At 67.0% G+C, this 23,811-nt stretch carries 25 protein-coding genes and 1 pseudogene; 12 read left to right on the top strand and 14 right to left on the bottom strand.

Features of this window, described 5'->3' with window-relative positions:
• Positions 1-16: 16 nt before the first annotated feature.
• From BS74_RS00430 to BS74_RS00420, 3 genes are all read left to right on the top strand, one after another.
• Complete coding sequence (locus BS74_RS00430; protein ID WP_038055061.1) at positions 17-1,087, top strand: TIGR04053 family radical SAM/SPASM domain-containing protein; 1,071 nt, start codon at positions 17-19, stop codon at positions 1,085-1,087.
• A 28-nt stretch (positions 1,088-1,115) separates the two neighbouring features.
• Complete coding sequence (locus tag BS74_RS00425) at positions 1,116-1,544, top strand: c-type cytochrome (protein WP_038055059.1); 429 nt, start codon at positions 1,116-1,118, stop codon at positions 1,542-1,544.
• An 81-nt stretch (positions 1,545-1,625) separates the two neighbouring features.
• Positions 1,626-2,534 carry a hypothetical protein gene (locus tag BS74_RS00420; RefSeq protein WP_038055057.1) on the top strand — a complete coding sequence of 303 codons (909 nt, stop codon included), beginning with the start codon at positions 1,626-1,628 and terminating at the stop codon, positions 2,532-2,534.
• Here the strand turns inward: BS74_RS00420 and BS74_RS00415 are convergent.
• The 7 genes from BS74_RS00415 to BS74_RS12180 form a co-directional block, all read right to left on the bottom strand.
• A complete protein-coding gene (locus tag BS74_RS00415) occupies positions 2,509-2,838 on the bottom strand; it encodes a NifB/NifX family molybdenum-iron cluster-binding protein (protein WP_038058702.1) in 330 nt (109 codons plus the stop codon). The genes BS74_RS00420 and BS74_RS00415 overlap by 26 nt on opposite strands.
• Before the next feature lie 38 nt (positions 2,839-2,876).
• Positions 2,877-3,347, bottom strand: a complete 471-nt coding sequence (gene moaC / locus BS74_RS00410; RefSeq protein WP_038055055.1) for a cyclic pyranopterin monophosphate synthase MoaC — start codon at positions 3,345-3,347, stop codon at positions 2,877-2,879.
• A gap of 16 nt (positions 3,348-3,363) precedes the next feature.
• Positions 3,364-4,863, bottom strand: coding sequence for a TRAP transporter large permease (locus BS74_RS00405; RefSeq protein WP_038055053.1), 1,500 nt, complete (start codon positions 4,861-4,863; stop codon positions 3,364-3,366).
• Complete coding sequence (locus BS74_RS00400; protein ID WP_038055051.1) at positions 4,860-5,399, bottom strand: TRAP transporter small permease subunit; 540 nt, start codon at positions 5,397-5,399, stop codon at positions 4,860-4,862. Before BS74_RS00400 ends, BS74_RS00405 begins: the two co-directional genes overlap by 4 nt.
• 99 nt (positions 5,400-5,498) lie before the next feature.
• Entirely contained in the window at positions 5,499-6,794 is a 1,296-nt protein-coding gene (locus BS74_RS00395; RefSeq protein WP_342666015.1) for an MFS transporter, read from the bottom strand.
• Positions 6,718-7,314, bottom strand: coding sequence for a universal stress protein (locus BS74_RS12895; RefSeq protein ID WP_281173154.1), 597 nt, complete (start codon positions 7,312-7,314; stop codon positions 6,718-6,720). Before BS74_RS12895 ends, BS74_RS00395 begins: the two co-directional genes overlap by 77 nt.
• Positions 7,315-7,560 (bottom strand): hypothetical protein, encoded by a 246-nt coding sequence (locus BS74_RS12180; protein WP_245606055.1) that lies wholly within the window; start codon positions 7,558-7,560, stop codon positions 7,315-7,317.
• 25 nt (positions 7,561-7,585) lie between these two features.
• Here BS74_RS12180 and folP point away from each other — a divergent pair, with 25 nt between their 5' ends.
• From folP to BS74_RS11555, 3 genes and pseudogenes are all read left to right on the top strand, one after another.
• Positions 7,586-8,404 carry a dihydropteroate synthase gene (gene folP, locus BS74_RS00385; protein ID WP_038055047.1) on the top strand — a complete coding sequence of 273 codons (819 nt, stop codon included), beginning with the start codon at positions 7,586-7,588 and terminating at the stop codon, positions 8,402-8,404.
• 2 nt (positions 8,405-8,406) lie between these two features.
• Positions 8,407-8,763 carry a dihydroneopterin aldolase gene (gene folB / locus BS74_RS00380; protein ID WP_038055045.1) on the top strand — a complete coding sequence of 119 codons (357 nt, stop codon included), beginning with the start codon at positions 8,407-8,409 and terminating at the stop codon, positions 8,761-8,763.
• A 176-nt stretch (positions 8,764-8,939) separates the two neighbouring features.
• Positions 8,940-9,473, top strand: a pseudogene (locus BS74_RS11555) (LabA-like NYN domain-containing protein); the annotation flags it as partial.
• Between the two features lie 19 nt (positions 9,474-9,492).
• Here BS74_RS11555 and ndk read toward each other — a convergent pair.
• Together ndk and BS74_RS00370 are read right to left on the bottom strand one after the other, a co-directional pair.
• On the bottom strand, positions 9,493-9,906 hold the full coding sequence (gene ndk, locus BS74_RS00375; protein WP_038055043.1) for a nucleoside-diphosphate kinase: 414 nt from the start codon (positions 9,904-9,906) through the stop codon (positions 9,493-9,495).
• 21 nt (positions 9,907-9,927) lie between these two features.
• Positions 9,928-10,860: a PP2C family protein-serine/threonine phosphatase gene (locus tag BS74_RS00370; protein WP_038055041.1), complete on the bottom strand. Its 933-nt coding sequence runs from the start codon at positions 10,858-10,860 to the stop codon at positions 9,928-9,930.
• 291 nt (positions 10,861-11,151) lie between these two features.
• Between BS74_RS00370 and rtcB the strand changes: the two genes are divergently transcribed.
• Positions 11,152-12,582, top strand: a complete 1,431-nt coding sequence (gene rtcB / locus BS74_RS00360; RefSeq protein ID WP_038058701.1) for an RNA ligase RtcB — start codon at positions 11,152-11,154, stop codon at positions 12,580-12,582.
• A gap of 45 nt (positions 12,583-12,627) precedes the next feature.
• Positions 12,628-14,115, top strand: coding sequence for a phosphodiester glycosidase family protein (locus BS74_RS00355; protein ID WP_038055037.1), 1,488 nt, complete (start codon positions 12,628-12,630; stop codon positions 14,113-14,115).
• A gap of 22 nt (positions 14,116-14,137) precedes the next feature.
• Here BS74_RS00355 and pyk read toward each other — a convergent pair whose 3' ends face one another.
• The 5 genes from pyk to dnaA are packed head-to-tail and all read right to left on the bottom strand — an operon-like array spanning position 14,138 to position 19,623.
• The gene (gene pyk / locus BS74_RS00350; RefSeq protein WP_038055035.1) at positions 14,138-15,562 is read right to left on the bottom strand and encodes a pyruvate kinase; all 1,425 of its coding nucleotides are present in this window, start codon (positions 15,560-15,562) and stop codon (positions 14,138-14,140) included.
• A complete protein-coding gene (gene eno, locus BS74_RS00345) occupies positions 15,549-16,817 on the bottom strand; it encodes a phosphopyruvate hydratase (RefSeq protein WP_038058699.1) in 1,269 nt (422 codons plus the stop codon). Before eno ends, pyk begins: the two co-directional genes overlap by 14 nt.
• Before the next feature lie 46 nt (positions 16,818-16,863).
• The gene (dnaN, locus tag BS74_RS00340) at positions 16,864-18,012 is read right to left on the bottom strand and encodes a DNA polymerase III subunit beta (protein WP_038055033.1); all 1,149 of its coding nucleotides are present in this window, start codon (positions 18,010-18,012) and stop codon (positions 16,864-16,866) included.
• The gene (locus BS74_RS11850) at positions 17,993-18,313 is read right to left on the bottom strand and encodes a hypothetical protein (protein ID WP_185747665.1); all 321 of its coding nucleotides are present in this window, start codon (positions 18,311-18,313) and stop codon (positions 17,993-17,995) included. Before BS74_RS11850 ends, dnaN begins: the two co-directional genes overlap by 20 nt.
• The gene (gene dnaA, locus BS74_RS00335) at positions 18,310-19,623 is read right to left on the bottom strand and encodes a chromosomal replication initiator protein DnaA (protein WP_185747664.1); all 1,314 of its coding nucleotides are present in this window, start codon (positions 19,621-19,623) and stop codon (positions 18,310-18,312) included. Before dnaA ends, BS74_RS11850 begins: the two co-directional genes overlap by 4 nt.
• Positions 19,624-19,667: 44 nt before the next feature.
• On the opposite strand from dnaA, the gene mnmG reads away from it, so the two are divergent.
• Genes mnmG through BS74_RS00315 form a run of 4 tightly spaced genes read left to right on the top strand, consistent with a single transcriptional unit; the run spans position 19,668 to position 23,785 of the window.
• On the top strand, positions 19,668-21,482 hold the full coding sequence (mnmG, locus tag BS74_RS00330; RefSeq protein ID WP_281173152.1) for a tRNA uridine-5-carboxymethylaminomethyl(34) synthesis enzyme MnmG: 1,815 nt from the start codon (positions 19,668-19,670) through the stop codon (positions 21,480-21,482).
• 35 nt (positions 21,483-21,517) lie between these two features.
• Positions 21,518-22,246: a 16S rRNA (guanine(527)-N(7))-methyltransferase RsmG gene (rsmG, locus tag BS74_RS00325; RefSeq protein ID WP_038055029.1), complete on the top strand. Its 729-nt coding sequence runs from the start codon at positions 21,518-21,520 to the stop codon at positions 22,244-22,246.
• On the top strand, positions 22,240-22,992 hold the full coding sequence (gene soj, locus BS74_RS00320) for a chromosome-partitioning ATPase Soj (protein ID WP_038055027.1): 753 nt from the start codon (positions 22,240-22,242) through the stop codon (positions 22,990-22,992). The genes rsmG and soj overlap by 7 nt, the downstream gene beginning before the upstream one ends.
• Positions 22,976-23,785, top strand: coding sequence for a ParB/RepB/Spo0J family partition protein (locus BS74_RS00315; protein ID WP_038055025.1), 810 nt, complete (start codon positions 22,976-22,978; stop codon positions 23,783-23,785). The genes soj and BS74_RS00315 overlap by 17 nt, the downstream gene beginning before the upstream one ends.
• Positions 23,786-23,811: the final 26 nt, after the last annotated feature.

Raw genomic sequence — 23,811 nt, 5'->3', positions numbered from 1 at the left:
GCGGCATCCTGGAGGCATGAAGCCCGACCTGCACCGCTTCCCCCTCCTGGTGGCCTGGGAGATGACCCGGGCCTGCCTGCTCGCCTGCCAACACTGCCGGGCCTCGGCGGAACCCGACCCCTTGCCCGGGGAGCTCACCACCGAGGAGGGGCTGAGGCTCTTGCGGGAGCTGGCCACCTATACCCCCAAACCCATCCTCCTGCCCACGGGGGGTGACCCCTTGGCCCGTCCCGACCTTTTCCTCCTCCTGGAGGAGGCCAGGCGCCTGGGCCTCAAGGTGGGCATCACCCCCGCGGTCACCCCCAGGCTCACCCGGGAGGTGGTGGCCCGCTTCAAGGAACTCGGCGTGCACCAGATGGCCATCTCCCTGGACGGGGCTAGCCCGGAGCGCCACGACGGCTTCCGGGGCGTTCCCGGCACCTTCGCCCGGGCCCTAGAGGCTTTGGAATGGGCCCGGGAGGTGGGCCTCATGACCCAGGTGAACACCACCGTGACCCGGAGGACCAAGGGGGAACTCACCGGCATCGCCGAGATCCTGGCGGAGAAGGGGGTGGTCACCTGGGAGGTCTTCTTCCTGGTCCCCGTGGGCCGGGGGGCGCTTTTGGAACAACTTACCCCGCAAGAGTATGAGGAGGTCATGCACCTCCTCTATGACCTTTCCCGCCGCTACCCCTTCAAGGTGCGCACCACCGAGGGCCCCATGTTCCGCCGGGTGGCCGTGGAGCGCCGCCAAAGGGAAGGTGGGGAGGACGGCGCCCTGGTAGGAGAGGGCCGCGGCGTGCACCTTTCTGACGGCTTTGGCTTCGTCTTCGTTTCCTCCACGGGAGAGGTCTACCCCTCGGGCTTTTTGCCCCTACCCGCAGGGAACGTGCGGGAAAAGCCCCTTCTGGAGATATACCGGCATAGCCCCCTTTTCCTGGAGCTGCGCAACAAGGCCCTCCTGAAGGGGAAGTGCGGGGTCTGCGAGTACCGGGAGCTTTGCGGGGGAAGCCGGGCCCGGGCCTGGGCGGAAACCGGGGACCACCTGGCCTCGGACCCCCGGTGCGCCTATATCCCCAAAGGCCAAGGACAAATGCCCCTGGCCTAAAAGGAGGGGGGTTCCCCATAATGAAGCCATGAAGCGCCTCTTGCCCGCCTTGCTCTTCCTGGGCCTTCTGGCCTTTGCCCAAAGCCCTGGGGCCAAGCTCTATTCCGCCAACTGCCAAAGCTGCCACCAGGCCACGGGCCTGGGGCTTCCTGGGGCCTTTCCGCCCCTCACCCACCTGGACAAGGTGGTCCAGGCCAAGGGGGGGCGGGAGTACCTGATCCGGGTGGTCCTCTACGGCCTGCAGGGAAGCCTGACGGTGGAGGGCAAGACCTATAACGGGGTCATGCCCCCCTTCCGCCAGCTCAAGGACCAGGAGGTGGCCGACCTCCTGAACCACGTCCTCACCACCTTCGCCAAATCCAAGGCCAAGCCCATCAGCGCCGCCGAGGTAGCGGCCCAAAGGGCCAGGGCCAGATCTCCCCAGGAGGTCCTCAAGTCCCGTCCCCCGGTCAAGTAGACCGGCGTACTCCCTCCCCCCGGGGCCCTTGGGCCCCGGGCACCTTTTCCCTGGCCCCTGACAGGGGATAATGGTCTTGCCGTGGAGCCTGGGTTCCACCTCCTCTACGCCAGGCGCCTCGCCTGGCGCCACCGGCTCCTTTTGGCCATTCCCCTGGCCCTTTTGGGCTTTCTCCATCCCGCCTTCGCCCTGGCCTCTTGGCTTCCCCTTTTGCTACCCCCAAGGCTTTGGGAGAGGAGGGCCCTGAAGGAAATCGCCCGGGTCAGCTTAGCCTACCCCACGGCTTTGGCCTATGGGGAAGCCTCCCTTTGGCAAGAGGCAAGGAAGGTTCGGGCCGAGGCGCCCCCTTTTCCCCTGGGCCTTCTCCTCCTCTACCTGGCCATCCTTCTGGCCGCCCTGTCCTGGGGTGCCTGGGGTGCCTGGACCCCCGAAGCCCCCAGCCCCCCATGGTCCCTTCCCATAGAGCGCCCTCTAACCCAAGACCAGGAAGGGGCGTCCAGACCAACGAACCCGGACCCGGGGGCCAAGGCCACCCCCACGCCCACCGAACCCGGTGAGGGGAAATCCCCCCTGGCCCCAGAAGCCCCTCGGGAAAGCCCCCTCCAGACCCGAGCGCGGGGCAAGAGGAGGGCCAGGGGACGGGGAGGCCCAGGGGGCAAAGGGGGAAACCCCCCCCAAGGCGAGGAGATAGGCCCAGGGGCCCGCAAGGAAGCCAGCCAGGAAGGGCCAGGCCCGGAGGCCTCCGCCCCGGGCGCCTCCGGATCCCCTCCCCAGGCGGGGCCCCGCCATCCCGCCCATGCCCCTGACCCCGCCCCGGGGGAAGGACTCCTCCCGCCAGGGCAGGGGGGAGAAGGCCAAGGCCTTCCCTCCCCCTGGCGGGAGGGGCGCCCGCCGGAAGGGGTGCGGCGCGGGGTGGAGGTCTACCTGGAACGCACCCCCCTGCCGCCCGAGGCCCGGGAGCTCCTCAGGAGGTACTTCGGCGGGCCCTGACCTGTTCCAGGGCCTCGGCCAGGCTCACCGGGCCCACCTCGAGGCGGTCCGCCATGGGGAAAGCCCCCATGGAGCCCCCGTGGCCGAAGCGGGCCCCCACCCGCAGGTCCACGTCCTTAAGGAGCTCCCGCATGAGCTGGTGCTTGTTCCCCCCCTCCATGGCCGCATAGGGGTTTTCCCGCACCTCCAAAAGGCGAAACTCCTCCCCCTCCACCCCATAGATGGCGAAGCGGGGCGCGTGGCCGAAGGGGCCAGGGTAAACCTTGTCCTCCTGGTTCTTGGCCAGGGCGATGGCGATCCTCATGTCCCCAGGATACACCCCCTGGGTAGGAGACCAGGGGCTCAAGGGGCCCGCCACTCCCCGCTCTTCCCACCGGCCTTATGGAGGAGGCGCACCCCCGAGATGACCAGGCCCTTGGAGGCCGCCTTCAACATGTCGTAAACGGTGAGGGCGGCCACGGCGCAAGCGGTCAGGGCCTCCATCTCCACCCCGGTTTCCGCCTTGGTGCGCACCGTGGCCTCGAGGCGCACCCGCCTGGCCTCCCTTTCCAGCTCCACCTTCACCTCCACCCCGGTGAGGGGCAGGGGGTGGCAGAGGGGGATAAGCTCCGAGGTCTTTTTGGCCCCCAGGATGCCCGCAAGCTGGGCCACCATCAGGGGGTCCCCCTTCCCCACCCCGCCTCCTTCCAGGGCGGTCAGGGCCTCCTCCGTGAGCTCCACGTAGGCCTCGGCGGTGGCGGTGCGGTAGGTGGCGGGCTTTTCCGTCACGTCCACCATGTGGGGTTTGCCGTCCTTAAAGTGGGTGAGGTCCATACCCCCAGTTTAGGGCCTACCCCCCAAAACCCATCCCACCCACAAAGCGGAGGATGGGCTCCCGCAGGAAGTAGACAAAAACGAGAACCAAAAGTTGCAGCCCGATAAACGGAATCCCCCCCAGGTAAATGTCGGCGGTCTTCACCTCCTTGGGGGCCACGTTGCGCAGGTAGAAAAGGGCAAAGCCAAAGGGCGGGGTGAGGAAGGAGGTCTGCAGGTTCACCCCCACCAAAAGGCCAAACCAGAGCTTGTCTATGCCCAGGGCCTCGGCCCCGATGGCCAGGAGAGGCAAGGCGATGAAGGCGATCTCAAAGAAATCGATGAAGAAGCCCAGGAGGAAGACCAGGACCATCACGAAGAGGATGAAGCCCACCTCCCCGCCCGGCAAGCGGGTGAGGAAGCCTTCCACCCAAAGGTCCCCGTTTACCCCGCGGAAGACCAGGCTGAAGAGGGTGGAGCCGATGAGGATGAAGATGACGAAGGCGGTGAGCTTGGCCGTACCCTCCATGGCCCCATAGAGCACGGGGAAGGAAAGCCTGCGGTTCAAGGCCGCCAGGACCAAGGCCCCCACCACCCCCATGGCCCCGGCCTCCGTGGGGGTGGCCAGGCCGATCAGCACCGTGCCCAGCACCAGGAAGATGAGCACCAAGGGGGGTACCATGGAAAGGAGGGCTCTTCTAAGCAGAGGGTTTTTGCGGATCCAAGGAAGGAGCACCAGGGTCCAAAGGGCTAGGGCCAGGAGTACCTCCAACCCCTCCGCCCAGGCGGGCAAAAAGCGCCCCATGGCATAGGCCCCCACCCCCACCAGGAGGTAGGAAAGCAAGGCGAAGGCCGCCTGAACCTCCTTGCCCGCATCGGGCCGGGCCTCGAGGGGCAAGGCTGGGGCCCACTTGGGCCGGAAGAGGGCCACGTAGATCACGTAAAGGAAATAGAAGCCCACCGTAAGCCCGGCGGGGATCAGGGCCGCCTTGTACATGTCCCCCACGCTCACCCCCAGCTGGTCCGCCAGGACGATGAGGACCACGCTGGGGGGGATGATCTGGGCCAGGGTGGCGGAGCCCAGGATCACCCCGCTGGCGAACCGGGGGTTGTACCCGTACTTGAGCATGATGGGCAAGGAGATGAGCCCCATGGCCATGACGCTGGCGGCCACCACCCCGGTGGTGGCCGCCAGGATGGCCCCCACGAAGACCACGCTCAAGGCCAAGCCCCCCCTTAGGGGCCCAAAGAGCTTGCCCATGGTATCCAGGAGGTCCTCGGCAAGGCCGCTTTTCTCCAGGATGATCCCCATGAAGGTGAAGAAGGGAATGGCCAAGAGAAGCTGGTTGGACATGATGCCGAAGATGCGGTCGGGCATGGCCCGTAGGAGAGGGGCGGGGAAGATGTCCAGGGCTATCCCCAAAAAACCGAAGACGATGCCCACCGCTCCCAGGGAGAAGGCCACCGGGTACCCGGAGAGCAGGAAAACCACCAGGGCCAAAAACATCAGAGGGGGCATGAGGCTTTCCAGGTTCACTCCACCACCTCCGCTTCCTCCTCCACCAGTTGCGTATGCCCCGTGAGGTAGGCGATGCGCTTGATGAGCTCAGAGAGGCCCTGCAAGGCCAAGAGGGCGAACCCCAAGGGCAGGGCCAGCTTGATGGGCCAGCGGGGCAGCCCCCCCACGTCGGGGGACATCTCCTTCCCCAGGAAGGAGTTCAGGGCCCAGGGCCAGGAGAGGTAGATGACCCCCACCGCCATGGGCAGAAGGAAAAGCAGGGTCCCCACCACGTCGATCCAGGCCTGGGTGCGCTTGGAGAAGCGCCCGAAGACGAGGTCAATGCGCACGTGGGCGTTGTGCTTGAGGGCGTAGGCCCCCCCCAGGAGGAAGATCAGGCTGAACATGTACCACTGGGCCTCGAGGTAAGCGTTGGAGCTATAGCTAAAGCCGTAGCGCATGATGGCGTTGCCCGCAGAGAGCAAGGCCACCAGAAGAACCAGCCAAACGGTGATCCTGCCCACGGCCTCCGTTAAGGCGTCTATGGCTCGCGAAAGACCCAGGAGAAAGCGCATTCCCAACCCCCCTTGAAACCGGCCCCATCCTACCCAGGGCGGCCCGGGTTGTCAATCAAGGTGGCCTTCAGGAGGGCTTTTTCTGGATTACGCCAAGCCCTAGCGGGCCCGGCGGATCGGGGCCACCAGGAAAGCCCCCAGGAGGAAGAAGACCCCCGCGAGCAAAAAGAGCACCACGTACCCCAGGCCCTCCCCCCTGGCGTTCAGGAGGTCCAGGGGCCTGCCGAAGGCCCCCGCCAGCACCTGGGGGACCACGATGGAGGTCTGCCACAGGCCCATGTCCGTGGCATGGGCCTCGGGGTCGCGAAGCACATCCGCCACCAAGGCCCAGTCCACCGCCAGGTAGACCCCATAGAAGAAGCCAAAGCCAAGGGCCAGGAAAAGCAGGACGTCATAGCGAGGGAGGAGGAGAATAAGGGGCAAAAGGAGCCCCAGCCCCACCCCCGAAAGGTAGATGAGGGGTTTGCGCCCCAGCCGGTCCGAGGCCCGACCGGCGGGAATGCCGGCCAGGGAAGCCCCCAAGGAGATGAGGAGGCCCAAAAGGGCCACCGCCTGGAAGGGTTCCCGGGCGAGGGCCCGCCCGAAGGCCTGGAAGGTCTGGACCACGTCCGCCAGGTAATACTGCAGGTAGGTCTGGGCCAGGTAAAACCCCAGCATCACCAGGAAGCGGGTGAGGTAGACCAGCAGGAAGTCCCGGTCCCCCCAGGGCCTCACCATGGCGGCCCAAAAGGACCGCGGGTTGGCCCTTAGGGGATGGTCGGGGATAAGGCGCAAGCTCAAGCCCGCCCCCGCCAGGTTTAAGAAGGCCGCCAGGTAGGCCTGAAGGGGCAAGGGAAGGAGGAAGCCCACGGCGCCCCCCAGGATCTGGCCGGAAACCTGCAACACCCCCATGTACCCTGAGGCGGTGCCCCTTTCCCCCCGGGGCACCAGGTCGGGAATGAGGGCGGAGTAGGGCCCGGTGGCCAGGTCGTCCGCCACCTGCAGAAGGAGGTAGGCCAGGAGGAGAAAGCCGTAGGTGGGGGCGTGGACCAGAAGGAGGAGGGCCAAGGCGGTGAGGAGGCTTCCCAGGAGGAGAAAGGGACGGCGCTGGCCCAGGCGGTCGGAAAGATAGCCCATGAGGGGAGGACCCAGGATGGCCATCACTGCCCCTAGGCCAAAGAGAAGGCCCAGCCGTGTGGCCTTTTCCTCCGGGGGAGAAAGCTCCGCCACCTTGGCGGGCAGGATCACCAGGAGGACCAGGAACCACTTGAAACTGGTGGCAAACCAGTAGGCGGAAAGGGAAAGAAACCAACCAGGCCCGTGGCGCATGGGCCCTACCTTACCAGACCGTGGCCTCGGGCACCACCAGGAGGGGGAGGGAGCTCCGGTGGGCCAGGACCTCCACCATGCGCCCAAGCCGGTGGCGCCAGGTGCTCTTGGCCTTGGAACCCAAAACCAGAAGGTCCGCCTCCCGGGCCTCGGCCAAGCGCAAAAGGTCCAGCTCCTCTTCCCCCTTGGACACCTCCACCACCCCCGTGGCCTTCAGGAGGTTTTCCAGATGGGCCTTGGCCCGGTCCAAGGCCTCCGCAAGCCCCAGGGTTTCCGGATCCAGATAGGTGGGGAAGCAGCACCCCCCTTGCCCGCTCACCAGGTGCAGGCCGAAGACCTCGGCCCCCAAGGCCCTGCCCCAGGCCTCCGCCATCCGGAAAGCGCTCAGGCTTGCGGGGCTATCGTCCAGCCCCACGGCGATGCGCCGCACCCCCTTTAGGGCCCTGGGAAGCAGGAGGACGGGCACCTCCCCCCGGTGGAGCAGGTAGCGGGCCAGGCCTCCCCGGGCCAGGGCCTCGAGGGCATCCGTTCCCCGCTGACCCAAAAGGACCAGGCGGCTTTTCAAGGCCTCCCCCGCCACCACCTGGGCGGGAAACCCCCTTAGCACCTAGCCCCTCAGGCCCGTCTCGGCTAAAGCCTCCCGCACCCCTTCCTCCACCAGGCCCAAGGTGGCCTCCAACCTGGGCGCCAGATCCGGGAACCGCCTGCCTAGGGCCTCCAGGTAGGGGGTGGGCACCACGTGCAGGAGCTCGGCGGGAAGCCCAAGACCCTCTTGGAGGAAGCGGGCCGTTTCCACCACCACCCGAAACGCCTCCCCCAGGTCCACCGCCGCCAAAAGGCGCATTTCGCTCACCTCCTGGCCCCAATATAATCCTTACGTGCTCTGGCTTCGCGGCCGCACCCTGGACCTATCCCAGCCCCGGCTCATGGGCATCCTCAACCTCACCCCCGACTCCTTCTCCGACGGGGGCCTCTATCTGGACCCGGAAAGGGCCCTGGAGCGGGCCAAGGCCTTGGTGGCCGAGGGGGCGGATCTTTTGGACCTGGGGGCCGAGTCCACCCGCCCAGGAGCGGAGCCCGTGCCCGTGGAGGAGGAGAAAAGGCGGCTCCTCCCCGCCCTGGAAGCGGTCCTGGAGCTGGGGGTACCGGTGAGCGTGGACACCCGCAAGCCCGAGGTGGCGGAGGAGGCCTTGAAGCTGGGAGCGCACCTCATCAACGACGTGACGGGCCTCAGGGACGAGCGCATGGTGGCCCTCTGCGCCCGCTTTGGCGTGGCCGCCGTGGTCATGCACATGCCCGTGCCCGACCCCAGGACCATGATGGCCCACGCCCGCTACGGGGACGTGGTGGCCGAGGTGAAGGCCTTCCTCCAGGCCCAGGCGGAAAAGGCCCTGAAGGCCGGGGTGCCCCAGGTGGTCCTGGACCCCGGCTTTGGCTTCGGCAAGCTCCTGGAGCACAACCTGGCCCTCCTCCGCCGGCTGGAGGAGATCGTGGCCCTGGGCCATCCCGTTTTGGTGGGGCTTTCCAGGAAGCGCTCCATCGGGGAGCTCACCGGGGTGGAGGAGCCCGCCAAACGGGTTTTGGGCTCCGTGGCCGCCCACCTTTTCGCCGTCACGAAGGGGGCCCGGATCCTCCGCGTCCACGACGTGGCCGCCCACCGGGAGGCCTTGGCCGTCTGGAACGCCCTTGGGGGGTAGACGTGGGAGAGATCGCCCTTTTGGGTCTGGAGTTCTACGGCCGCCATGGGGTGAGGCCTGAGGAAGGCCAGTTGGGGGCCCGGTTCGTGGTGGACCTCTGGCTCAAGGTGCCCTTTGAGGGCAAGGGCGACCGGCTGGAGGAAACCGTGGACTACGCTGCCGTCTACGCCCTGGTGGAGGAGGTGGTGCGCCACCGGCGCTTCTACTTGATCGAGGCCCTGGCCGACCACCTGGCGGAGAAACTCCTGGAAGCCTTTCCCCGCCTTCTGGGGGTGCGGGTGCGGGTGCACAAACCCCATGCGCCCATCCCCGGGGTCTTTCGCGACGTGTACGCGGAGACGGAAAAATTGCGTTCTTAGCGCCCCCTTGGGCTCCTCATCTTGCGCTCATGGGATGGCCGTGGTAGGATACCGGCGCCCGAAAGGGCTAAGCCGAAACGGGTATGCCTCCCCCACCGCTCATTGGGGCGGTGGGCTATGAACTTTCTCACGCGCTTGAGCTAAACTGGAGGAGCCCGGAAAGGGGCGGGTCTATTATGGAAAGGGTAGCCATATTCATCGACGGCTCCAACCTGTACAAGGGGTTGGTGCAACACCTGGGGCCGGACTATCGGCTTAACTTTGTGGAGTTTATCACCCTTCTCACCGCCGGGCGCCGGCTTTTGCGCGCCTACTACTACAACGCTCCCCTCCCCCCGGAAGACCCGGCCGCCAAGGCCCACCAGAGCTTCCTCAACTACCTGAAGCGGGTGCCCTACGTGGCGGTCCGCTTGGGAAGGCTGGAAAGGCGGGCGGATGGGTTCGTGGAAAAAGGGGTGGACATCCAGATCGCCATCGACATCCTGCGCCTGGCCTACGCCGACGCCTACGACGTGGCGGTTTTGGTATCTGGGGATGGGGATTTCGCCGAGGTGGTCCGGGTGGTCCAGGACATGGGCAAGCAGGTGGAGAACACCACCTTCCACGCCCTTTCCTCCCACCGCCTGGCCCAGCAGGCGGACCGCTTTTACCCCCTGGACGACTTCCCCTGGGAGCGCCTCCGGGCCCCCAGCATGCCCCAAGCCCCGAAAGCGGCGAGTAAGCCCCGGGCTAGAGGAGTTCCTCGGGGCGGAAGAAGAGGGCGATCTCCCTGGCTGCGTCCTCGAGGCTCGCGGAGCCGTGGATCACGTTCTCGTCGATGGTGGTGGCGAAATCCCCGCGGATGGTGCCGGGGAGGGCGTCCTTGGGGTGGGTGGCCCCCATCATCTTGCGCACCTCGGCCACCGCGTTTGGCCCCTCCAGCACCATGGCCACCACGGGACCCGAGGTGATGAAGCTCACCAGGCCGGGGAAGAAGGGCTTCTCCCGGTGCTCGGCGTAGTGCTGTTCGGCCAGCTCTTGGGAAATCCGCATGAGCTTCAGGCCCACCAGGCGGAAGCCTTTCCGCTCAAAGCGGCCCAGGATCTCCCCCACCAGGCCCCGCCGTACGCCATCGGGTTTCACCATCACGAAGGTGCGCTCCATACCTCTAGGAGTCTAGCAGGTTTAGGGCCTTTGGAAGTAGCCCAGCAGGATATAGGCCACCACCACCACCCAAAGGAGCACCAGGAGGGCATCCCGCCAGCCCAAGCGGGCCCTGGGCCGCTTGGGCTCCAGAACCTGGGTGGGCAGCTCCTCGGGCTCCTCCCCCAGCTTGAGACGCACCGGGGCTCCCTTTGCCGCCTCGAGGGGCAGGGCATAGGGGCGACCCCCCGGGGGAAGCTCCCCGGGGATTGCCACCACGATGGCGCTCACGTTATCCGGCCCTCCCCATTCGTTGGCCAAGGCCACCAGGCGCTTGGCCGCCTCCTCGGGAGGAAAACCCTTTAGAACCTCTCCCAGGGTTCGGTCGTCCAAAACCCCCGAAAGGCCATCGCTACACAACAAAAACACGTCCCCCGGTTCCAGCTTGAGCCCCATGAGGTCCACCCGGGCCTGGGGGAAGGAGCCCAAGGCATTGGTGATCACGTTGCGCCAGCGGTGGGTCTTGGCCTCCTCCGGGCTTAAAAGGCCCTGGCGCACCCTCTCCGCCACCCAGGAGTGGTCCTCGGTGAGGAGGGTAAGCTCCCCTTTCCTGAGGAGGTAGGCCCTCGAGTCCCCCACGTGGGCGATGAGGGCGTAGGGCAGGTCCAGGACCAGACAGGTGGCCGTGGTGCCCATGCCCCGGTTCTCCGGGCGCTGGGCCTCCTGGTGGATGCGCTCGTTGGCCTTTTCCAAGGCGTGAAGGAGCACCCGCGGGGACGGCTCCGCCTCCTTCAGGTGCTCCAGGATGGTCTCCACGGCCAGCTTGGCCGCCACCTCTCCCGTGCGGTGCCCACCCATGCCGTCGGCCACCACGAAAACCCCGCCCCAGGGGGTAAGGAGGTGGCCCACGGCGTCCTCGTTCTTGGGCCGCTTGAGGCCGGGATGGGTCTCCAGGGCGAAGGCCAAGCCGGGCACAGGGGGATTTTACCGCAAGCCCCTTCTACCGGGTACGCCTCCATGTGCAGTCCTTAGGGGACGAGCGTTGGGCTGACGCCGCCATCCTCCTTCGGGTGTTCGTGGATACCTCGGGGGCCAAGGCCTTGGAGTTCCTCCTTGGCATGGAGGGCGTGAGGCTCACCAAGGTCCTTCCTCTCCGAACCCCCCAAGGCCCCTTAGCCCTGCATAGCCTTGACGCATACCGCATACCGGGCTAGATTGAGGATAGCCCGGGCCCTTAAGCCCGGCCTTTTGCTTTTGGAGGGCGCCATGCGCTTTGAAAGGATCGCCCCCTACACCTACCGCATCCCCCGCCAGGGGAAGATGCGGGTGGACGCGGTTTTCTTCGCCTCGGAGGAGATTTTAAAGGACCTCGAGGGGGAAAACTACGCTTCCCTGCAACAGCTCATGAACGTGGCCACCCTGCCGGGGATCGTGGAGCCCGCCCTGGCCATGCCCGACATCCACTGGGGCTACGGCTTCCCCATCGGGGGGGTGGCGGCCTTTGACCCGGAAGCGGGTGGGGTGGTGAGCCCAGGAGGCGTAGGTTTTGACATCAACTGTGGGGTACGCCTCCTGGTTTCCTCCCTCACCTTGGAAGACCTCCTCCCCAGACAGAAGGAGCTGGCCGACGCCCTCTACCGCCTCATCCCCTCGGGGGTGGGGAGCGAGCGGAAGGATGTGCGCTTTAGCAAAAAAGAGCTCAAGGAAATCCTGAAGGAGGGCGCGGGCTGGCTCATCCGGCGGGGCTTCGGCTATCCGGAGGACCTGCGCTTCATTGAGTCCGAGGGCCGCCTCCCCTGGGCCAACCCCGACAAGGTCTCGGAAAGGGCCTTTGAACGGGGAGCCCCCCAGATCGGTACCCTGGGAAGCGGGAACCACTTCCTCGAGGTCCAATACGTGGACCAGATCTACGACGAGGTGACCGCCGAAGCCTTCGGGCTCTTTCCCAACCAGATCACCGTCCTCATCCACACGGGAAGCCGGGGCCTGGGGCACCAGGTCTGCCAGGATTACGTGGAGAAATTCCTTAGGTCTGCCCCTCGCCACGGCATAGAGTTGGTGGACAAGCAGCTGGCGGCGGCCCCCATCCATAGCCCGGAGGGCCAGGACTACCTCCAGGCCATGGCCGCCGCCGCCAACTTCGCCTTCGCCAACCGCCAGCTCATCGCCCACTTCGTGCGGGAGGCCTTTGAGGCCGTGGGGTACACCCCCAGGGACCACGGCCTGAGGGTGCTTTACGACCTGGCCCACAACAACGCCAAGTTTGAGGAGCACGGGGGGAGGCGGGTCCTGGTGCACCGCAAGGGGGCCACCCGGGCCTTCGGCCCCGGCCACCCGGAGATCCCCCCCGAGTACCGCAAGGTGGGCCAGCCCGTGCTGGTGCCTGGGGACATGGGCCGCTACTCCTTCGTGCTTTCGGGAACGGAAAGGGCCATGGCGGTCTCCTTCGGCAGCAGCTGCCACGGGGCCGGGCGCAAGATGAGCCGCCACCAGGCCAAACGGGTGGCCCGGGAGCGCAACCTGATCAAGGAGCTGGCGGAAAGGGGCATCCTGGTGCGGGCCGCCACCCGGGCCACCGTGGACGAGGAGATGCCCGAGGCCTACAAGGACGTCTCGGTGGTGGTGGAGGCGGTCCAAGGGGCAGGGATTGGCCAAAAGGTGGCCCGCCTGAGGCCCCTCATCGTGGTAAAAGGATAAGCGCCCTCTAAGCACCCTCTCACCGCCATCTGGTCCCATGGGGGGATGAGGCCTTTTGGGGCTTACCCGTTCAAAACCCTCGCCCTTTCCCTTTTCCTCTCCCTTTCCTTGGCCCAGACCCTGCTTCCCGCCGGCACCTTTGGCCTCTCCTTCCGGGAAGAGAACGGGGCCTGGGTCTACGAGGGGGAAGGGGTGCGGCTCGTGTACGTGCCGGGTGTGGGCTGGGCCGAGCCCCGGGAGGCCACCCTCCCCCCGCCCGAAGGGGAAAAGGTTCCCCTCGAGGCCCTGAGGTCTTTGGGCTATTTCCGCACCCCCGAGGCCGGGGTCCGGTTTGCCCCCCAAGGCCGGGGCCTGCGCCTGGTCCTGGACCTAACCCAGCCCCACCCTGGCCCGCCCCAGGACGCCCAAGGACAGGAGCGCCTGACCCTCCTTCTCCCCTACCTGGCCCCGGGAACGCTCCAGGTGGCTTGGCCCAAGGGAGTGGAGGCCAGGGTGCGGCTTCTGCCCACGGGCACGGAACTGGGCCTTTTCGCCAAGGGTAAGCTCCTCCGTTACCGGCTTTTCCCCTTGGAAAACCCCCCTCGGCTCGTCCTGGACCTTTACGCCCTGGAGCCGGAGGTGCAGGAGCCCCTGGCCCCCGGGATCCGCTACCGGGAAGTCTGGGCCTTTACCCCCGAACCCTTAAGGCTTCACCTGGTGGAGGCGGAAGGGGGAAGGCTCATCCCCGTGGGCCGCCCCGGGGTGAGGGCCTTGCCCAAGGACCTTGCCCAGGACGCCCTTGCGGTTTTGAACGGAGGGTATTTCGATCCCCCAAGCGGCACCCCCATAGGCCTTTGGGTCCAGGACGGGGTAACGGTCTCCTACCCCTACGGACGGGTGGCCCTCCTCTGGGATGGATTCCGTTTCTTCCTGGGAAAACCCAGATTTGAAGCCGTGGTGCGCGGGCCAAGTGGGGAAAGGGTGCGGGTGGGCATCAACGCCTCCCGGGCCCGCTACACCGCCCACACCGTTCCGGGAAGGGTGGGCCGGCAAGGGGAAGAGGTGGCCCTGGTGCGCGGGGACAAGGTGGAGGCCATCCTGCCCGCCCCCCAGGACCTCCCCCCTGGGGCCTGGGCCCTGTCCTTTCCCCAAGGAGCCCCGCCCTTCCCCCTGAAGCCCGGGGACCCCCTAAGCCTCTACGGCCGCCTGGACCCCCCTTTCCGCTACGCCCTGGAGGCCGGCCCCCTCCTGGTCCAGGAGGGCCGGTACGCCTTTGACCCAGGCCAAGAGAACTTCCGCGACCCAAGGCCCCTCCAAGCCGTAACCCCTCAGGCGGCGGTGGCCTGGACCCGGGAGGGGAGGCTTTGGCTCTTGGTTTCCGAGCCCACCACCCCCGGGGTCCTGGCCCGCGCCCTCCTCTCCCTAGGGGCCTGGAACGCCCTCCGGATGGACGGGGGAGGATCCGCCCAGCTTTGGGTCAAGGGTAGGCTGAGAAGCCCCCACCAGGGCTCCCCAAGGCCGGTGGTGAGCGCCTTGGCCCTCTATGCCCCGTAAGGAGGCTCCGCCCACGGGGGCCTTAGCTCACCCGCTCCACCCGGATGAGGTTGGTGGTCCCCCGCACCCCAAAGGGCACCCCGGCGGCGATCACCACCCTCTCCCCCACCTGGGCTAGGCCACAGGCCTTCACCTTCTCCAGGGCGATCCGCACCATGTCGTCGGTGTCCTGGGGGTCAGGGGCCAGGTGGGGGAGAACGCCCCAGACCAAGGCCAGTTGCCGCTCCACCTCGGGGTTGGGGGTGAGGGCCAGAATGGGTACCCGGGGCCGGGTCCGGGCAATGCGCCTGGCGGAGCTTCCCGTGGCGGTAAAGACCACGATGGCCCGGGCCTCCACCGCCTCCACGATGTCGTCCGCTGCCTGGGCGATGGCGTCCTGGGTGGTGGGGGTGGGGGCCGGGCGGAGCACGTTGAGCTTTTGCAGGAACTCCGGGGAGGACTCCACCGCCCGGGCGACCCTGGCCATGGTGGCCACCGCCTCCACCGGGTAGGCTCCGGCGGCGGTCTCCGCGGAAAGCATCACGGCATCGGTCCCGTCAAAGATGGCGTTGGCCACATCTGAGGCCTCGGCCCGGGTGGGGCTGGGGTTTTGCACCATGGACTCCAGCATCTGGGTGGCGGTGATCACCGGCTTGCCCGCGGCGATGGCCTTGAGGATAAGGCGCTTTTGCACGATGGGAACCTCCTCCAAGGGCATCTCCACCCCCAGGTCCCCCCGGGCCACCATGATGCCGTCCGCCTCCTCGAGGATCTCCTCAAAGCGGTACACGGCGGAGGGCTTCTCTATCTTGGCCATGAGCCGGGCCCGGGAGCCGTGCCGGGCCAGGTAGTGCCGGGCCAGGAGCAAGTCATCCCGGGTGCGCACGAAGGACACCGCCACCCAGTCCACCCCCAGCTCCGCCCCCAGGGCCAGGTCCTGGATGTCCTTCTCCGAAAGGGCAGGGAGGGAGAGGTCCGAACCCGGGACGTTAATGCCCTTGTGGTCGGAAAGAACCCCACCCAGCTCCACCACCGTGTGGATCTCGTCCCCCTGGACCCTCTCCACCCGAAGGCGCAGGCGGCCATCGTCCAAAAGGAGCGCCTGCCCCGGGGCCACGTCCTCGGGAAGCCCCTTGTAGGTGATGGAAACCCGCGTTTCGTCCCCCTCCACGGGAGCCCGGGTGAGGACGAAGGGCTGGCCCACCTTAAGCTCCACCCGCCCCTCCTTGAACCGGCCGATCCGGATCTTGGGCCCCTGGAGGTCTTGGAGGAGGGCCAAGGTTTTGCCCAGCTCCCTCCCCACCTCCCGCACCCAAGCCACCCGCCGGCGGTGCTCCTCGTGGGTGCCGTGGCTGAAGTTCAGGCGGAACACATCCGCCCCCGCCTCCGCCAGGGCCCGGATGGTCTCCTTGGAGTCGGAGGCGGGCCCCAGGGTGGCCACGATCTTGGTGCGCCTAAAAGGCTTCATAGCCTAGAAAGCGCGCCGCCTGCCCCAGCTCCTCCTCAATGCGCAGGAGCTGGTTGTACTTGGAAAGGCGGTCCGAGCGGGAGAGGGAACCGGTCTTGATCTGCCCGGCGTTCACCGCCACCGAAAGGTCGGCGATGAAGCTGTCCTCCGTTTCCCCGGAACGGTGGCTGATCACCGCCCGGTAGCCGGAACGCTGGGCCAGACGGATGGCCTCCAGGGTCTCCGAGAGGGTGCCGATCTGGTTCACCTTCACCAGGATGGCGTTGGCCACGCCCCGCGCGATGCCCTGGCGGAGCCTTTCCGGGTTGGTGACGAAGAGGTCATCCCCCACCAGCTGCACCTTGCCGCCAAGCCGTTCGGTGAGGAGCCGCCACCCCTCCCAGTCGTCCTCCGCCAGGCCGTCCTCGAGGGAGCGAATGGGGTACTTCTCCACCCAGGAGGCCCAAAACTCCACCATCTCCTCCGAGGAGAGGACCCTCCCCTCCCCTTCCAGGTGGTACTTGCCGTCCCGGTAAAGCTCGCTGGCCGCGGGGTCCAGGGCCAGGGAGACCTCCTGCCCAGGGGTGTACCCAGCCCGCTCAATGGCCAGGAGGAGGAGTTCTATGGCCTCCTCGTTGCTCCGCAGGTCCGGTGCGAAGCCCCCCTCATCCCCCACGTTGGTGCTGTAGCCCCTCTCCTTCAGCACCCCCTTCAGGGTGTGGAAGACCTCGGCCCCCACCCGCAAGGCCTCGGAGAAGCTGGCCACCCCCCCAGGAACCAGCATGAATTCCTGGAAATCCACCCGGTTGTCCGCGTGCTTGCCCCCGTTGATGACGTTCATGAGGGGCACGGGCAGGACCACCCCCTGGGCCCCGCCCAGGTAGCGGTAAAGGGGAAGCCCAAGGGCCTCCGCCGCCGCCCGGGCCGTGGCCAGGGAAACCGCCAGGATGGCGTTGGCCCCCAGGTTGGACTTGTTGGGGGTCCCGTCCAGTTCCAGCATGGCCCGGTCCACCCCTTCCTGGTCCAGGGCGTCCCGGCCGATGAGCTCGGGAGCAATGCGCTCGTTGACATTCTCCACGGCCCGCTGGACCCCCTTGCCCAGGTAGCGCTTGCCGCCATCCCGTAGCTCCAGGGCCTCGTGGGTCCCGGTGGAGGCCCCGGAGGGCACCATGGCCCGCCCCCTAGCCCCTCCCTCCAGCTCCACCTCGGCCTCCACCGTGGGAAAGCCGCGGGAGTCCAACACCTCACGCGCCCGCACGCTGACGATTGTGGTCATGGTTCCTCCTTTGTGGAAGCGCTTCACGCCCCTCCTGGATAAGAGCTTACACCCGAAGGGGCACCACCACCGCCTGGTAGCCCTCCCCCACCATACCGGGGGCAACCTCCTGGGGACGGAGGAGGCTTGGGCTCGTGGGGCCGGAGAGGAACAAGGTGGCCTGGCCCGAAAGGGGCGAAAGGGCCTCCAGAAGGTAGCGGGCATTGTAGGCCACCGCCAGGGGCGTGCCCTCGAGGCGCACCGGGATCTCCTCCCGGCCTTTCCCGTAATCCCCTTCGGCGGAAAGGGAGGCCCTGCCCTCCTCAAACATGAGGTCCACCCGGTGGTTTTGCCGGTCCGCAAGAACGCTCACCCGACGCAGGGCTTCGCGGAGCGCCTCCACCTCAAAGGTGGCCTTCAGGGGAAACTCCTTGGGGATCACCCGCTCGTAATCGGGGAACTCCCCTTCCATAAGCCGAACCGCCATCCGCACCTGCCCCTGGGAGGAATCCGCAAGCCCCCCCGCGGCCAAGCCCAGGATGCCCGGGCCTAAGGCCAGGGCCACCTCCCCCTCCCCCATGGCCTTGAGCACCCTCACCATCTCGTCCACGCTGCGGGCGGGCACCACCGCCTTCTTGCTGAAGGGCTGGGGTTTGGCAAGCCCATAGAGGGCCAACCGGTACCCATCGGAGGCCACGGAGCGCAACCCCTTCTCGGAAAACTCCAGCTGGACGCCCCGGAAGATGGCCCGGTACTCCTCGTTGCTGGCGGCATAGCGCACATGGGAAAGGGCCCGGTAGAGCTCCTCCACGGAAAGCAGGGTCTGCAAGGGGTAAGGCTCCGAGGGTCCCTCGGGGTTGGGGAAAAGCAGGTCCGGGTAACCCTCGTCGGGCGCCAGGCTCAGCCGGGTGCTGAAGGAGCCCGAGGAGAGAAAAAGCTCGGCGCCAAAATCCAGCTCCACCTGGTCCCCGGGGAGGCTTCGCACCAGTTGGAAGAAGGGCTGGGCTGGAACCAGGAACCGACCTTCTCCCTCGGTGAAAAGCGGGAGGCGCACCTCCAGGTCCACCTCCCCGTTGGTCCCAAAGAGGGTCAAGACCCCCGGGGAAAGGGCCAGGCCCAGGTAGGTGAAGAGGGGGTTGGAGCTACGGGTGGGGATGACCCTTTCCAGCAAGGAGACGCGCTCGGTGAACAGGTTTTTAGGAACGGTTACCTTCATTTTCCCTTCCTCCTCTTACTGCTTTTACTGAGAGCTTTAAAACTTTTAAAGGATAGTAGCCGTAGTAGTAGGGGCTGTGGATATGTGGATAAGGGGCGGTGAAGGCCGTTGGGAACGGCAAACCGCCTGTGGAAAAGCCCTGTGGATAACTGGGCTTGGCTTGTGGATAAGCTGTGGATAACTGGCCAGTTATCCACAGGCCCCCAAAGGGGGTCAGTTGTCCACAGGTTATCCACACGGTTATCCACAGGAAAAGGGGGGTTATCCACAGGGTTATCCACAGGTTATCCACAGGGGTCATGACAGGGCCTCTTTCAGGCTGCGAAGGAGCCTCTGCACCTCCCGGTCGCTTTCCGAAAGTTCCTGGACCTTTTGGATGGCATAAAGAACCGTGGTGTGGTCCCGCCCCCCGAAAAGCTGGCCGATCTCCGGTAGGGAGGAGCGGGTAAGTTCCCGGACCAAGAACATGGCGATCTGGCGGGGTAGGACCACCTCCTTGCGCCTTCCCCCGCCCAGCAGCTCCTCAGGCCGGAGGGAGAAGTATTCGGCCACCTTGCGCACGATCTCCTGCGGGTCCACCTCCGCCTCCCTGGAGGCGAAGATATCGGAAAGGGCCTTGGTGGCCACAGCCCGGGTGAGCTCCACCCCGTTTAGGGAAGCGTAGGCGATGGCGCGCATCAGGGCCCCCTCCAGCTCGCGGATGTTGGAGGTGACTTGGCGGGCGATGTACTCCAGCACCTCCTCGCTGATCCGCAAACCCCGTTGTTCGGCGTTCATCTTCAGGATGGCGATGCGGGTTTCCAGGTCGGGGGGCTGGATGTCGGTGATGAGGCCCCATTCGAACCGGCTTCGCAAGCGGGCCTCGAGGGTCAGGATGTCCTTGGGCGGCCGGTCGGAGGAGAGGATGATCTGCTTGTGGGCCTCATACAAGGCGTTGAAGGTGTGGAAGAACTCCTCCTGGGTGCGCTCCTTACCGGCGATGAACTGGATGTCGTCCACCAGGAGGAGGTCCACGGAGCGGTAGCGCTCGCGAAACTCCGTCATGCGGTCCTCACGGATGGCGTTGATGAGCTCGTTGGTGAAGGTTTCCGTGGACACGTACTCAATCTTCAGGTGGGGGAACCTTTTGGCCACGGAGTGGCCCACGGCATGCATGAGGTGGGTCTTACCCAGCCCCACGCCCCCGTAGATAAAAAGGGGGTTATAGGCCCTTCCCGGGGATTCGGCCACCGCCACCGCCGCCGCGTGGGCCATGGAGTTGTTGGGACCCACCACAAAGTTCTCAAAGGTGTACTTGGGGTTGAGGTTGGGTTTGGGGGTTTCAGGGGTAGGGGCGGTTTGGAAGATGTCCTCCTGGACCGCCACGCTGGGGACCACCTTGAGCTCAAACCGGGGAGGCTGGGCTCCCAGGAGGCCCAGGGCTTCCTGGATTAGCTCCGCGTAATGCCGCTTGATCCAATCCAGGGCGAAGGAGGTGGGCACCGCCAGCTGGAGCACCCCATCCTGGATCCCTAGGGGGCGGATGCGCTCAAACCACGTGTGGAACTCCACCTCGGTGATGTTGCGGCGGATGTGCTCCAGGATGTGTTGCCAGATGGCCTCGTGGGTCAAGGCTACCCCCCCGCGTTTCCGGAGGTACATTCTACGCCAAGGCCTTGGGTAAAGTGGAGGGTGGGATGCGCTACGACGTGGTGGTGGTGGGAGGGGGACATGCGGGGCTGGAGGCGGCCTGGGCGGCCGCGGCCCTGGGGGTGCGGGTGGCCCTGGTCACCATTAACCCCGAGCGCATGGGCATGATGCCCTGTAACCCGGCGGTGGGCGGACCGGGAAAGAGCCAGCTGGTGGCGGAGCTCACCGCCCTGGGGGGGCTTATGGGCCGGGCGGCGGACGCCACCGCCATCCACACCCGGGTGCTGAACCGGTCCAAGGGGCCGGCGGTCCAAAGCTTGAGGGTCCAGGTGGACCGGGACCTCTACGCCCTTAAGGCCCAGGAAATCCTGGCGGAGAGGCCCATCCAGGTGATCCGGGGGGAGGTGGCGGGCCTCTGGGTGGAGGGGGGAAGGCTTCTTGGGGTGCGCACCGTGGATGGCCGGGGGATTGCCGCCAAGGCGGTGGTGGTGGCGGGGGGCACCTTTTTGGGCGGGGTGGTTTGGTACGGGAGGCGGTCCCGGCCGGCGGGGCGGCAAGGGGAGCCTCCCGCACGCTTCCTCTCCCAGAGCCTGAGGGCGGTGGGCCACACCCTGCGGCGCTTTAAGACCGGCACCCCGCCCAGGATCCGGGCGGATTCCGTGGAGTTTGCCGAGTTGGAGGTGGTGCCTCCGGAGGTCCCCCCGGGAAGCTTCACCGGAAACCCCGGTCCCCATGCCGCCAGGCTCCCCACCTGGCAGACCCGGACCACCCCCAGCACCCACCGCCTGATCCTGGAAAACCTGCACCTCTCCCCTCTTTATGCGGGGGATATCGTGGGCGTTGGCCCGCGCTACTGCCCCTCCATAGAGGACAAGGTGGTGCGTTTCGCCGATAAGGAGAGCCACCTCCTCTTCGTGGAGCCCGACGGCCTCGCCACCAGCGAGGTGTACCTCCAGGGGTTTTCCTCCAGCCTGCCGCCCGAGCTCCAGGAGGCCATGGTGAGGAGCCTACCGGGGTTTGGGCGGGCGGTGATCCAGCGCTATGCCTATGCGGTGGAGTACGACAGCCTGGACCCCACGGAGCTCACCCGGGGGCTCCAGTCCCGTTTCCTGCCGGGGTTGTTCGCTGCCGGGCAGGTGAACGGAACCTCGGGGTACGAGGAGGCGGCGGCCCAAGGCCTTCTGGCCGGCCTGAACGCCGCCCGCTTCGCCTTGGGTCTTCCTGAGGTTCACCTGCCGCGGGAGAGCGGCTACGTGGGGGTGATGGTGGACGACCTGGTGGGCCGGGGTACGGATGAGCCCTACCGCATGATGACCTCGCGGGTGGAGCTCCGCCTCATCTGCCGGGCGGATAATGCGGACGAGCGCCTGGTGCCCCTGGCGGTGGAGTGGGGCCTGAGGCCCAGGGAGGATCTAAGGCGGGTGGAGGAGAAGTACCGCCGGGTGGCCGAGGAGCTCCGGCGCCTCGAGGCCTTGCGCCTGGATGGGGTGAGCGGCCTGGTGTGGCTGAGGCGCCCGGAAAACAGCTACTGCGCCTTGGCGGAGCGCTTCCCCCCGCCGGTTCCCTTGAGCCCTGAGGAGGCCTACCAGGTGGAGGTGAGGGCCAAGTATGCGGGGTACATTGAGCGGCAGGAGCGGCTACGGGAGAAGCTGAGGGACCTGGAGGCCTTCCGCATACCCGAGGGCCTGGAGTTTCCCCGGGTTCCCGGCCTTTCCCGGGAGGCGGTGGAGAAGCTTTCCCGGGTGAGGCCCCGCACGGTGGCGGAGGCGGCCCGGGTTCCCGGGATCCGGGATTCGGACCTCACGGCCCTATTGGTGCACCTGAAGGTGCTTGCCCACTAGAGGGGGATGTTTCCCGTGAAACATAGGGGGCGGGAATGGGCTTGAGCCCTAAGGGCGTCCAGCTCCTTCTGGAAGGGGCTAAGGCCTTGGGGTTGGACCTCGAGGCCCACCTTCCCGCCTTTTCCCGCCTCCACGACCTCCTGGTGGAGGCCAACCGGCGCACCAACCTCACCGCCTTGCGCACCGAGGAGGAGGTGGTGGTCAAGCACTTCCTGGACTCCTTAACCCTCTTGGCCCTGCCCCTGTGGGAGGGTCCCTTGCGGGTCCTGGACCTGGGCACGGGGGCGGGGTTTCCCGGCCTTCCCCTGAAGATCGTGCGCCCGGAGCTGGAGGTCACCCTCCTGGACGCCACCAAAAAGAAGGTGGCCTTTGTGGCCCAGGCGGTGGAGGCCCTGGGGTTGAAGGGGGCCCACCCCCTTTGGGGCCGGGCGGAGGAGTTGGCCCACCTGCCCCAGCACCGCGAGGCCTACGGACGGGTGGTGGCCCGGGCGGTGGCCCCCCTTTGCGTCTTGGCGGAACTGGGCCTTCCCTTCGTGGCCCTGGGGGGGTACATGGTGGCCCAGAAGGGGCCGAGGGTGGTGGAGGAGTTGGAGCCTTTGCCCAGGGCCCTGGCCCTCCTTGGAGGAGGCTCGGTCACCGTCCACACCTTGGTGCTTCCCGTGGCCCAGGAGGAGCGGAACCTGGTGGTGATGGCCAAGGAGGCTCCCACCCCAAGCCGGTATCCCCGGCGCCCAGGGGTGCCCGGGAAAAATCCTTTATGCTAGGGTCCAAGGTGTTGCGGCGGATCGCCCTGGTGAACCAGAAAGGGGGGGTGGGTAAGACCACCACCGCCATCAACCTGGCCGCCTACCTGGCCCGCATGGGGAAGAGGGTGCTTTTGGTGGACCTGGACCCCCAGATGAACGCCACCAGCGGCCTGGGGCTTAGGCCGGAGCGTGGGGTGTACCAGCTCTTGCAAGGGGAGCCCTTGGAGGCCTTGGTGCATTCCGTGGACGGCTTTTCCCTCCTACCGGCCACCCCGGAGCTGGTGGGGGCCACGGTGGAACTCCTGGAAAGGCCCACGGCCCTGGGGGAGGCCTTACGGGACGAGGGGTACGAGATCACCCTTCTGGACGTGCCACCCAGCCTCTCCGCCCTTACCCTGAGCGCCCTGGCGGCGGCCCATGGGGTGGTGGTCCCGGTGCAGGCGGAGTATTACGCCCTGGAAGGGGTGGCGGGGTTGCTCTCCACCCTGGATGAGGTGCGCACCCGGCTGAACCCGGGCCTTCGCCTGCTGGGCATCCTCATCACCATGTACGACGGCCGCACCCTCTTGTCCCAGCAGGTGGAGGCCCAGCTTCGGGCCCACTTCGGGGAGAAGGTGTTCTGGACGGTGGTGCCCCGCAACGTGCGCCTGGCGGAGGCCCCCAGCTTTGGCAGGACCATCGCCCAGCATGCGCCCACCTCCCCTGGGGCCCACGCCTACCGCCGCCTGGCCGAGGAGGTGATCGCCCGTGTCCAAGAAGGCTAGCGGCTTAGGAAGGGGCCTCGAGGCCCTCCTGCCCAAGGGAACCGGAGGCGTGGTCCGCCTCCCCCTTTCGGCCATCCGGCCCAATCCCCACCAGCCGCGGAGGAGGTTTTCCCAGGAAGGCCTGGAGGAGCTGGCCGCCTCCATCCGGGAGAAGGGCCTTCTCCAGCCCCTCTTGGTGCGCCCCAAGGGGGAGGGGTACGAGCTGGTGGCCGGGGAGAGGCGCCTTCGGGCGGCGGAGCTGGCGGGCCTAAGGGAGGTCCCCGTCGTCATCCGCGACCTCACCGACCAGGAGGCCATGGAGGTGGCCCTGGTGGAAAACCTGCAGCGGGAGGACCTCACCCCCCTGGAGGAGGCCCGGGGTTACCAGGCCCTCTTGGACCTGGGCCTTACCCAGGAGGAGGTGGCCAGGCGGGTGGGCAAGGCCCGCTCCACGGTGGCCAACGCCCTGAGGCTTTTGCACCTGCCAGAGGAGGTGCTTCAGGCCTTGGAGGAGGGGCGCATCAGCGCGGGCCACGCCCGGGCCTTGCTCATGCTGGAGCCCGAGGACCGGCTTTGGGGCCTGAGGGAGATCCTGGATAAGGGGCTTTCCGTGCGGCAGGCGGAGGCCTTGCGGGAGCGCCTGGTGCGGGGGGAGCGCAAGGTCCAGGAACCCTCCCCCCTTTCCCTGGAGCTTTCCCGGCACCTGGGCCTGCCGGTGAGGGTGGTGGGGGGAAGGAAGGGAAAGGTGGTCATCCACTACCGTTCCCTGGAGGAGCTGGAGGCCCTGTTGGCCCGCCTGGGTTACCAGGCATAGCCGAAGAGGACCCGCACCGCCCCGTG

It is taken from the genome of Thermus amyloliquefaciens, assembly GCF_000744885.1.
GTDB classification, from domain to species: domain Bacteria; phylum Deinococcota; class Deinococci; order Deinococcales; family Thermaceae; genus Thermus; species Thermus amyloliquefaciens.
The sequence above is the reverse complement of the archived record's forward strand: the minus strand, read 5'-3'. Positions and strand labels throughout refer to the sequence as shown.

Excerpts from the sequence above, each read along its gene's own strand:
- BS74_RS00430 (WP_038055061.1), top strand. The coding sequence starts at position 17 with ATGAAGCCCGACCTGCACCGCTTCCCCCTCCTGGTGGCCTGGGAGATG.
- BS74_RS00425 (WP_038055059.1), top strand. The coding sequence starts at position 1,116 with ATGAAGCGCCTCTTGCCCGCCTTGCTCTTCCTGGGCCTTCTGGCCTTT.
- BS74_RS00415 (WP_038058702.1), bottom strand. The coding sequence starts at position 2,838 with ATGAGGATCGCCATCGCCCTGGCCAAGAACCAGGAGGACAAGGTTTAC.
- moaC (WP_038055055.1), bottom strand. The coding sequence starts at position 3,347 with ATGGACCTCACCCACTTTAAGGACGGCAAACCCCACATGGTGGACGTG.
- BS74_RS00400 (WP_038055051.1), bottom strand. The coding sequence starts at position 5,399 with ATGCGCTTTCTCCTGGGTCTTTCGCGAGCCATAGACGCCTTAACGGAG.
- ndk (WP_038055043.1), bottom strand. The coding sequence starts at position 9,906 with ATGGAGCGCACCTTCGTGATGGTGAAACCCGATGGCGTACGGCGGGGC.
- rtcB (WP_038058701.1), top strand. The coding sequence starts at position 11,152 with ATGCGCTTTGAAAGGATCGCCCCCTACACCTACCGCATCCCCCGCCAG.
- BS74_RS00355 (WP_038055037.1), top strand. The coding sequence starts at position 12,628 with ATGAGGCCTTTTGGGGCTTACCCGTTCAAAACCCTCGCCCTTTCCCTT.
- pyk (WP_038055035.1), bottom strand. The coding sequence starts at position 15,562 with ATGAAGCCTTTTAGGCGCACCAAGATCGTGGCCACCCTGGGGCCCGCC.
- eno (WP_038058699.1), bottom strand. The coding sequence starts at position 16,817 with ATGACCACAATCGTCAGCGTGCGGGCGCGTGAGGTGTTGGACTCCCGC.
- dnaN (WP_038055033.1), bottom strand. The coding sequence starts at position 18,012 with ATGAAGGTAACCGTTCCTAAAAACCTGTTCACCGAGCGCGTCTCCTTG.
- BS74_RS11850 (WP_185747665.1), bottom strand. The coding sequence starts at position 18,313 with ATGACCCCTGTGGATAACCTGTGGATAACCCTGTGGATAACCCCCCTT.
- rsmG (WP_038055029.1), top strand. The coding sequence starts at position 21,518 with ATGGGCTTGAGCCCTAAGGGCGTCCAGCTCCTTCTGGAAGGGGCTAAG.
- soj (WP_038055027.1), top strand. The coding sequence starts at position 22,240 with ATGCTAGGGTCCAAGGTGTTGCGGCGGATCGCCCTGGTGAACCAGAAA.